Consider the following 11,180-nt stretch of genomic DNA (forward strand, 5'->3'; position numbering starts at 1 on the left):
AATCAAAAGTCATGCGATATATTTATGTATTAGTTTTTAGTTTATTCTTTTTTGGCTGTAAAACAGAAAAGAGTAATGAGCAGTCAAGTGATTCGGTATTATTAGAAACTTTTCGTTACAGTAATAATAAAGCACCACAGATAAGTGTACATCGTGGTGGAAAATCGATAAAAAATTACCCTGAGAACTGTTTAGAAACTATTCAATACGTAAATAAAAGTATGTCTGCTATTTATGAAATAGACATAGCAAAAACCAAAGACGGAAAATTGGTTTTAATGCACGATAATTCTATCGATAGAACAACTACCGGTACTGGTTTAGTTAAAAACCTGACTTATAAACAACTAAAAAACTTCAATTTAGTTGATGATTACGGAAATGAAACTAATTTTAAAATGCCATTATTTGATGAGGTTTTGGATTGGAGTAAAAAAAATAACGTCGTTTTAAGTGTAGACATCAAAAGAAGTGTACCTCAAAGTGAGGTTATTAAGGCTATTAAATATGCTAATGCCGAAGATGTATGTATTATAATTACTTACGACTTAGCTCAGGCACAATTCGCATACAAATCCGCACCAGACATGATGCTTTCAGTTTCTGGAAGAAATGATAGGGAAGTAGATGCACTTTTAAAATCAGGCATTCCGACAAAAAACATGATTGCTTTTACAGGTACTCGACTTTCAGACAAATCATTATTCAAAAAACTACATGATAATGATATTCTATGTATGCTGGGTACACTTGGTAACTTAGATAAGAGAGCCGAAACAAGAGGAGATGTGCTTTATAGCGAATGGCTAGACCTAGGTGTAGATATGTTAGCTACAGATAGACCTTTTGCCGTTGCCGAACAAATTAAAAAATAATCTGAAGAGATACTGAAATAAATTCAGCATAAAATGAAATACACAAGACTTACAAAAGAACAGTTTGAAGAGCTACATCAAGAATTTATTAATTTTTTAGCAACACAATCTATAACAGCTGACGAATGGAAGGATATCAAAGCAAATAAGCCTGAAACAGCAGAGCAGGAGCTTGATATATTTAGTGACTTAGTTTGGCTTGGTGTATTAAGTAAGGTTGAGTATTTAGAGCATATTTCACCACAGCAAATACATTTATTTAAGTGTAAGGAAAAGGATATGCATTTGATTGCTTTAAAAATTCAAAATCCTGCGGTAGATTTCACAACTAAAGAAGGTTTTCAGTGGTTGCGAGATAATTTATTATCAGACAGTATCGAGTTTTTTAATGCGAAAAAAGACTACTCTGAGGATAAGCATATGGATATTTTCAAAATGATTCAGTCAGGAGCCAATATTACCAAAGGTGAGTTGTTTCAGTATTTTGAAAAATTAATAGGACAAAAATCTTAGTTTGTATATTAACTAATAACTACTCATACCTTAAACTCTCAATAGGATCTAATTTTGCAGCTTTTGTTGCTGGATAAACACCAGAAACGACAGCTACTATAAATGCGATTGTGACACCCCAAAACATGGCAAACCATGGCGTTGAGAAGCTAAGTTCAAATATACTTGCTAATAGCCAACCGATGAATACGCCTAGCAAAATACCTAGTAATGCTCCAAGTTGACCAATAACTACAGTTTCAATAAAAAACTGAGTTGCAATTGTTTTACTTTTTGCTCCAAGTGCTTTTCTAACGCCTATCTCTCGAGTACGTTCACTTACAGAAACTAGCATAATATTCATCAATGCAATTGTGGAACCAAATATTGTAATAATGCTTATAATCCATGCCGCTACATAAAGGTAGCTAGATATATTACTGATTCTATTAATCAAGTCTTCACTTCTTTCAAGACCAAAATCGTTTTTTTCAACAGGGTTAAGACCTCTAACATTTCTAAAAGCTAGTATAGCATCGTCTTGAGCACCTTCAAGCATGTCTTTTTTATCGACTTTGATACTTAAAGCATAATTTATAAACGGATTAGTAAAGATAGAGCGTGCTTTGTTTATAGGTAGTATGACACGTAAATCTTGATTATTACCAAACGTAGCTCCTTTTTCTTTTAAGTGACCAATAACCTTAAATTTTGAACCTCTGACACTTATAGTTTGTCCTACAGGATTTACATCTTTAAATAAAGCTTTAACCAAATCACTACCTACGACACATACTGCGTTATTATTTGTAATATCAAAGACATTAAAACCACGACCAGCCTCAATTTCTAAACCAGAATTTTCTAAAAAATGCTCATTTACTCCCAAAACTCTAACTTCTGGGTCGGTTTTCTTAGATTCAGTTTTAATTTCAGCAGCTATTGTACCTATAAATGAAACCGATGTTTTTGTAAACGGAAAATCATAGCTATCCTGAAAATCTTTTACATTTCTATAAGTGATTACAGGATTTATTTTTTGACGTTCTCGACTACTTTGACGTTGTGTATTAAACTCATAACGTTGAATGTTGAAGGTGTTTGCACCCATAGACGAAAAGTCACTTGAAATGGTGTTTTCAAGTGCAGAAACACCACTTAAAATACCAACAAGTGCCATTATACCTATTCCAATAATAACAACAGTAAGTATGGTTCGTAATAATTGTCCTTTTATAGAACCAAGGGCAATTTTTATGTTTTCTTTAAAAAGAGATCTTTTCATTTTAAGTCTAAAGTTAGTGTCGGTTTGCTATAAGACTACTTTAAGTCAATAAAGTTACTACAAATTTGAAATTACTTGGGTTTGCCTCTAAAATTTATAATATTTTTGTGACAAAGTTGAGATTAACGAAACCGATTTCAATTTAGTTAGAAAATTAACATGGCACAAAAACCTGGCATACCAAAAGGCACAAGAGATTTTAATTCTGAGACTGTTGCAAAACGTAGTTATATTACTGAAACTATTAAGCAACAGTTCAAAGTATATGGCTTTCAGCCTATAGAAACGCCTAGTTTTGAAAATTCAGAGACATTAATGGGCAAATATGGTGATGAAGGTGATCGACTTATTTTTAAGATTTTGAATTCTGGTGAATATCTAAAAAAGATTTCTGAAGATGATTATCAATCACGTTCGGAATCAATTTTGACTTCAAAAATCTCTGAGAAAGCATTAAGATATGATTTAACTGTACCTTTTGCCCGCTACGTTGTACAGCATCAAAATGAGATTGACTTTCCGTTTAAGCGTTACCAGATTCAGCCGGTTTGGCGTGCAGATAGACCACAAAAAGGACGTTTTAGAGAGTTTTATCAATGCGATGCCGATGTTGTTGGAAGTACATCTTTGTTTCAAGAAGTAGAGTTTATTCAACTCTATGATGGTGTGTTTACTGCTTTAAATCTTAAAGGAACAACTATAAAAATTAACAACCGTAAAATCTTATCTGGTATTGCCGAAGTTATTGGAGCACAAGATAAGTTAATTGATTTTACAGTAGCATTAGATAAACTTGATAAAATAGGAGAGGAGAAGGTAAAAGAAGAAATGCTTAGTAAAGGTATTTCTCCAGAAGGTATTGATAAACTTCAGCCTCTGTTTAGTTTAACTGGTGATTTTGGTTCTCAAATTGAAAGCTTAAAACAGATTTTGAATACATCTGAAGTTGGATTAAAAGGAATTGAAGAACTAGAATTTATAAACAAAGCTATTTCAGAATTGGAGTTGCAAACAGCAAAACTTCAACTCGATGTGACACTTGCTCGTGGACTTAATTATTACACAGGAGCTATTTTTGAAGTCTCTGCACCAGAAGGTGTAAAGATGGGCTCCATTGGTGGTGGTGGTCGTTATGACGATTTAACAGGTGTTTTTGGTTTAAAAAATATGAGTGGTGTTGGTATTAGTTTTGGACTAGACCGTATTTATTTAGTTATAGAAGAATTGGATTTATTTCCTGATTCTGTAACAGAGAACACTAAGGCTATATTCATCAACTTTGGAGAAGCAGAAGCACTTTCTTCTCTAAAAGCTATTACGGCTTTACGAAAAGAAGGCGTAAATGCAGAGTTGTATCCTGACCCAATTACTTCAGGTAAGCAAATGAAAAAACAAATGAATTACGCAAATAAACGCGAAATTCCGTTTGTGGTTTTAGTAGGTGAAGAAGAGCTAAAGACAAAAACTTTTACATTAAAAAATATGTCCTCAGGTGAACAAGAAAACTTTTCTCTACAAGATTTAGTAATAAGATTAAAATAAAAAAACGCTCCGAAACATCGGAGCGTTTTTAGTTGAGTTTAAGTTTTTTTAGGATTAATCTACCAGTACTTTTTTAGATACCGAACCGCTTACAGTATTTAATTTAATGATATATGGTCCAGAACTTAAGTTCCCAACATTGTATTCTGTGAAATTTCCAGTTTTAATATCTTCAATAGAGACAACGTGCTGTCCAAGAATATTATATATCTGAATGTCTTTCACCTCTAATCCATGAGGATTAATAAGTATTACTTTATCGTTAGCATTTGCATAACGTACATCTATCTTTTCTTCATTTAGAGTATCGTCATCTATACCTAAACTTGCATTTTCATTGCTAAAGACGATTTCGAATCGACCATCATAATAACCAGCATTTAAGAAAATTTCATAATCACCATCTTCTTTAAGATTATGGTAAAAGTCTAATTCTATATCGTGTAAATATATCTCTTGCTCGCTATCTATATTTACAAGTTCATCTATTTTAATGGTATTATTTCCATCTTCTGATGTGTAAATTATTAATGGATAGCTTGTATCATCATTCATATTATCTGATGCTTGAATCACATAGAAACCATTGTTAATTCCCCAGAACATGTCATCATCTAAATATTCATATGTTATACCGTCATAACCCCAATCAACACCAGGAGTCGTATTTTCATCAATAGTTAATAACAATTGTCTATGATGATTGCCTACAGAGTCAAAACCTAGTTTGATTTTCTGTCTTGGGTCAGCATTATCTGTAATATCGTTAGAGTTTACTGCTTCAGTATTATTTCTGAAGAATATTCCATTGGATATTGTCTCTTTTTTGAAGACACGTTGTCCATTGTTGAAGTTTATTGTACCACCATTCGAAGCAACAACAAAGAAACCTTGTCCTACAGGTATATATCTTCCAGGAATTTTTGTAGGTGTACCACCGGATCCAACATCTGGGTCGTTTGTACCAACTAAACTAAACGGTGCAGCTAAACTACCAGATAAATTATAAGTTCCGTAACCCGCTTGATAATTTGCAAGTATGTGGTCATTTCCGCCCCAATGCTCCCAGAAGTATAGTGTACCACTTGTAGTTGCATCTGCTTCAGGCGTTACATCATCTTCGTAATAAAGTGTTGGACCATTATCAATGATAAATTGTCTAGCATCTATTGCAGAGGCATATGGGTTTCCTACTAAATAATCATTGTATTGACTAATAGTTAGGTTTATATCAGCATTATTTGGTTTACCTAAAAATGTATAATTCTGCTCAGAGCCTACAGTATCAGTGCCTTTCATAGTAAAACCTTCTCCAGGTTCCATAGTTCCAGTACGTCGCATGTGTTCCCACTCTGAATAATCTCCATCGGTGTTATTAGCAAATTTCCAAATCCAGTAATCTGCAACAGTCACAGGAGTTGTATCATCGCCATCATAACCAGTCGATGTGAAGTTTACTGCTGAAGCTCCGTCTCTAAAAATATCAGTAACTGAATAAGAGTATCTATTTGGATTTAAACTTGCTGGAGCAATACTTGTTGCTCCAACAGGTGATCCCCAATAATTGTATCTGTATTTGTTAGAAGTACCTTGTTGATCTCGTTCAAGTTCACCAGACGGGCCTAAAATTAAATCACTATCAGTTGTTTGAATTAATTGAGACTCACCTTCAAGGTCTAGTTTGCCATTCATTTCTAAATAGTGAGTAACGGTATAACCAAAACCAGTTTCTAAGGTATTATCTCCGTCAATAGTAATAGTACCGCTAGTTAATATATGAGCTAAAACTGTTCTGTTACCCTCATTATCGTTTCCGTCAACATCGTTAACGTTAGGTACGTCATCATCAAACAGTGTCGTATTATCTATTGTTACGTCATGTGACGTTTCAACAATATTCCAATCTACAGATATATTACTATCAGCTAAAGAACGTGCACCTGGTATGGTTTGCATAGCACCATTAGTCCATGTTGTATCATCTGTCCAATTTCCATTTTGAGTTGATATATACGGTAGAGGAGCTGTTTGGAAATCTACAGTTCTTAACTGTCTTAGATAACCAACCAAATCATTACCAGAATCGTCATTCGTATTAGTGTATGTATAACGAGACATAGGGAAATAGGCTCTCAAGTTAGAAAAATCTAAACCTGAAGCATCATTTTTTGTCGGTAATATACTGTTGTTGTCAAAGTATTTACCAATAGTTCCTGCATTGTCTTCTAGCTCTTGATTCATTAAAAATCTAAGTTGATTTGGAGTTAAGGCTGCATTCCATACACGAACCTCATCAATGTTTCCATCAAAATGAGCTGTTGTACTTCCGTCTCTTCCTGCAGCTCCAATTAAGAAAGAGTTAGTTGTATCTAGTGGAAGAGGTAATGCTGTTGTGGTTTCTAGTACGCCATCAATATATAATCTAGCTGTTGTACCATCATGTGTTATAGCTATATGATGCCACTCATTTTCAGGGATAGCAACACTAGACTGTATTGTTCTTGGAATACCATTTATCCATGACATTTCCACTCGGTTTAAAAGGTTAATTTTTAAATCATAACCTTCAGTAAATAAAATATCTCTTTTTGATACAATTGAAGTATTCGTAGACCCTGCTTCTCTTTTAATCCATGTAGATAAAGTAAATGGACTTGTAGCTGTATTAGTAGGGTCTGCATCGTCATCGTTATCTAAGTCTAAGTTGTCCTCAACATCTATATAGTTTGATGCACCAGAAACAAAATTTATAGAACGTTCTACAATTTCTTCTGGAGCATATCCAAAAGTTATAAATCTTTCACTATTTGGAGGAAAATCGTAGTCTGCTAATAAATTTCCACTACCATCAGATGACATAACTCTATATTGTGCTGTTGGTGTAAAAACGCCTGTATCAGATATAAACATTAAATAGTTTCCAGGAGGATCAATGTTAAGAATAGCATCTTCAGGTATTGAAACTTTAACTCTAGCGACATTTCCAGTTTCAACTACTTTCCATACACGCTGCATACCAAAAAATTCTACATTTGTGGTAAGGCCAGAAATGTTAGCACTCATATCTACAGCAATAGTCGAGGGAGTAGCATCTAAGTCTGCGTTATTATCACCCCAAACTATGAAGTTCTTATCTGTTGCAAACCCAGTTGGGTTTACTGTTCTGTTTTCTGAGTTAGTTGTTTCAATTGTAGATAGACCCATTGTAACTATACCTCGAGTGTCCACGTTTACGTTATAAGGTGAAGCAGGTAAATCTGGTGTAATTGTAAATGTTTCAACAATAGAGTTAATACTACTAGATTGTCTTTGGTCAAGCCCAGAAGCATCGTCTCTACCAATACCAGCTATATCATAGTTATAGCCATTATTTGCTGACTCATCCCATATTACGGAACCATCACTATCTACATAATCAAGATTACCTTCTTCTATAACACCAGCAGTAATTGTAGGCTCAAGAGTAATCCCATATTTTATAGCTAAGTAAGATTGAATTCTATTTCTTTCTTGTGTAGCATCTGTATCATTCTTTCTACCTGTATATGTAATAACTTCTGCTATGCGTCCATCAAAACTTCCTTGCCAGTATTGACTTCTACCTAACCAGAAACGTTGTTCAGTTACTATAGAAAAATCTGGTGCATCATTTGTTGTATCACCAATTTGGTTAGCATTTTGGTAAATTTCAATACCAGTATCTGAAGTATTATGCCTTGTGTTAATAATACTTATTTGATTCATGTTAATTGAAGTATCAGTAACTCCACGCCCAAAACCAACATAAGGTGGTGCAGTATTTGTAGAACCAACAGCATATGCAAAGACTTCTCCTGTTAAGCGTGCGGAGTAATTACCAAAACCAAAACCAGTTACATCCTCGACATATGTGTTATTAGCAGTAACATCAAAACTTGTAAATGTATCCAATGGTATCGTGGATGTGTTTACAGGTGTATCTGGCATTACGACCATAAAAATATCGTTACTATTAAAGCCTGCTGAGCTTTCTAATACTTCTCTGCCATCAAGATAAGTCATATCACCACCAGCAGTATTATTATCATTAGTAAAATCGATTACAGGATTAAAGTTTATATTTCTTGCAGTACTGTTTCTGTATGTTGGCTCATTCCCTGTTTCTACAACAGCTGCGTCATTTCCAATACCTGTATCAGTCCATTGAGAAACTGGGGTACCATCTGTACCTACAGTTGTACCATTTAATTTATCTGCTTGTAGCCATAAACTTAAGTCGGCAGTGATACCACCTGGACCAAGAGTTGGTGTTGAATAAGTAATTCCTGTAATACTGATGTTGTCAATATAAATGTTATCTGTAGTATCGCTAGCTGAAGATTGAAATCTAAAACGAGAGTTACTAGAAAATGTATAATTAGTAGCTAAAAGGCCAATATTTCTTACATAATAGTTTGTTGATGTACTACCCATTTCAAAATCTCCAGATTTTTCTGAAGGAGAAGTATTACCTGCAGTGAAAGTTCTTACTACTTGCCAATTAGCACCATCATCATCACTATATTCAAAGGTGAATGTTTCGTTAAGTTCAAAACCTTCAGCATAAAAGAAGAACTTGAAATCTACTTTGTCATATGAGGTTAAATCTACATTTGGTGAACATACTGCAGAACCAGTACCAGAATTACTACGAATCATAAAACTGTAACTATTGTCATAAGATGTGGCAGCATTATTTACTCTACTTGCATCTGACCCACCAGAATTCCATCCATTAGTACCTGTTTCAAAGCTTTCGATGTATGGTAATGTAATAGTGGAGGAGCTACATGAAGCAGTTATTCCTGTTGCTTGTACATCAAAAGTATATGCGTCTTCAGGAGAAGGACTATTACTATTTATTGTTATAGTACCAGATGTAACCGAAGCACTAGTAGTAGTAGCAGTTACATCGAAAGTAGTAGTAGATCCAGAAGTAATAGTTGTTGATACTGGACCACTAACTACAAAATCAGAGTTACTACTAGTTATTGAACTTATTATTAAATCTGTTGTACCTGTATTTTGTATTGTGTAAGTAATAGTTGTTGGTGTAGAAATCAAAAGGTTACCAAAATCTGTACTGTTTACTAATGATGGACTATTTGTACTACCATCATTAATGTTATTACTCACACTATCATAAACATTAATATTTGGGCCTGGTGTAAAAGTGGTTACCATAGATACCGAGTCTATCGATATATCACTTGTGAAATCAGAACCAGTTATACCATTAAATCTTATTTTTATAATTTGACCAATGTAGGCAGCTAAATCTATATCAACTAGCACCCATGGGTCCGTATGAGCTGTTTGGTCTTCGCCAGACTGAGTCCAAACAGGCGCACCAAAAGTAACACCATTATCTGTACTTACATCTACATTCAAATCTCCCATGTTTGTACCATACATGTGGTAATAAAAAGAGAATTGTGCAGCAGTTTCAGCTGTTAAATCAATACAAGGGCTAATTAAATTAAATTCTGAATTAAAATTAGGATTACTACCTTCTGTAAATAAGTAAAAAGAACCGTTATTTGCTGCATTCGGACCTGTATCATTTGATGGAGTGCCACCAGATTGTCTTGTCCAATCTCTATCATCTGAAGTATCTTGAGTCCAACCACCTAATCCGCTTTCAAAGCTTTCATCATAAGGAAATGAATTTATTGTTGTGGTACAAGTTGGTGTTCCCGCAACCACATTTACTCTATAATCTTCAACTTCACCATCAAAACCCGTGTCACAACTTCCTGGATTTGTATTATATCTTGTAGAAACTCGCATTCTAGTTGTTCCAATAGTAGCACCTATAGGAACACTAACCATAAACGGAGAATTAGAAGTTGCACCGTCACTAACATTTCTAACATCGCCTAAGTCAAAACTTTCTCCAACGTCATTAAAATCATTATTTTGATTCCAATCTATCCATACAAAAGTATGTACTGTGTAATTACCATCAGTGTTTGCTCTGATAGTTAGTGTTTCAGTTCCACCCTGTGATACAGTAGTAGATAGCGCATTGTAATCTGTGTAAGCACTAGGTTTACCAGTTGTGTTTGTTATACTTCCAAAGCCGACATATGTCGTACCTGTACTATAGGAAGTACTACCGTTCGATGTACAATGCTGAGCATAGGTGTTAATCGATAAAAAAAGACTAAATATCAATATATTAGCCTTCACAATGAAGTAATTTGTTTTCATAAAGCGGTTAAATTTATAGTTTGGGACTATATATTCGGTTACAAATATAGATTAGCATTCTATGAAATGCAAATAAAATCGACGAAATACACTTTATTTAATTAAATAATTGATTATCAGTGTTTTATTTTTATTAAAAAATGGCAATATTTCTAGTATTGCCATTTTTTGCAAATTTTAGAATCTAGTATTTGATTAGTTTTGAGCTAAATACATTATTAGAAGTCGTGTTTGTTATTCTTATAATATAAGGTGCTATTTCTAACCTGTTCAATCCGTTGAGGTTTATCTCGTTATTATTGACACTTTTTATTTCCTTATAGACTCTTCTGCCGTTTAAATCATAAATTGAAATATTAAATGCGTCTCCATTAAACTTTGACGGTATTTTAATTTGAATATTGTCTTTAAAAGGGTTAGGTGAGACACTAAATATTTCGATTTTATCATCATCTATATCTAAAGTGTTATCTTCAACTGTAACAGTAGCATTACAGATTGAGCTATTTCCATTAATATCAGTAACAGTAAATGTTATAATGTTATCCCCAACATCTGAAGATGTAAATGTATCTGGTGATACAGATATTGAAGCCACTCCACAATTATCACTAGAACCATCATCAATATCATTAGCAGTAATAGTTGCATTACCAGTTATATCTAATTGAATAGTTATATCCTGAGTTATACATACTGGATTTATATTATCATCAATCACAACATCTTGAGTTTGTGTAGATGTATTTCCGTTA

The 11,180-nt window shown here is 33.8% G+C and carries 6 protein-coding genes; 3 read left to right on the forward strand and 3 right to left on the reverse strand.

The features are described from left to right. Positions 1-11 precede the first annotated feature (11 nt). Positions 12-875, forward strand: coding sequence for a glycerophosphodiester phosphodiesterase family protein (locus BTO05_RS00410; protein ID WP_087490760.1), 864 nt, complete (start codon positions 12-14; stop codon positions 873-875). A gap of 33 nt (positions 876-908) precedes the next feature. Continuing rightward, a complete protein-coding gene (locus BTO05_RS00415; RefSeq protein WP_087490761.1) occupies positions 909-1,388 on the forward strand; it encodes a DUF6495 family protein in 480 nt (159 codons plus the stop codon). Positions 1,389-1,407: 19 nt separating this feature from the next. Here the strand turns inward: BTO05_RS00415 and BTO05_RS00420 are convergent, their stop codons facing one another. Further along, a complete protein-coding gene (locus BTO05_RS00420; RefSeq protein WP_087490762.1) occupies positions 1,408-2,652 on the reverse strand; it encodes an ABC transporter permease in 1,245 nt (414 codons plus the stop codon). A 159-nt stretch (positions 2,653-2,811) separates the two neighbouring features. On the opposite strand from BTO05_RS00420, the gene hisS reads away from it, so the two are divergent. Continuing rightward, positions 2,812-4,194: a histidine--tRNA ligase gene (hisS, locus tag BTO05_RS00425; protein WP_087490763.1), complete on the forward strand. Its 1,383-nt coding sequence runs from the start codon at positions 2,812-2,814 to the stop codon at positions 4,192-4,194. A 54-nt stretch (positions 4,195-4,248) separates the two neighbouring features. On the opposite strand, the gene BTO05_RS00430 is transcribed toward hisS, so the two are convergent. Together BTO05_RS00430 and BTO05_RS00435 are read right to left on the reverse strand one after the other, a co-directional pair. Further along, a complete protein-coding gene (locus tag BTO05_RS00430) occupies positions 4,249-10,425 on the reverse strand; it encodes a LamG-like jellyroll fold domain-containing protein (RefSeq protein WP_087490764.1) in 6,177 nt (2,058 codons plus the stop codon). 184 nt (positions 10,426-10,609) lie between these two features. Next, positions 10,610-11,180, reverse strand: a 571-nt coding sequence (locus BTO05_RS00435; RefSeq protein ID WP_198295241.1) for a T9SS type A sorting domain-containing protein, incomplete at its 5' end; no start/stop codon positions are given.

Source organism: Winogradskyella sp. PC-19, from assembly GCF_002163855.1.
In the GTDB taxonomy this organism is placed as follows: Bacteria; Bacteroidota; Bacteroidia; order Flavobacteriales; family Flavobacteriaceae; genus Winogradskyella.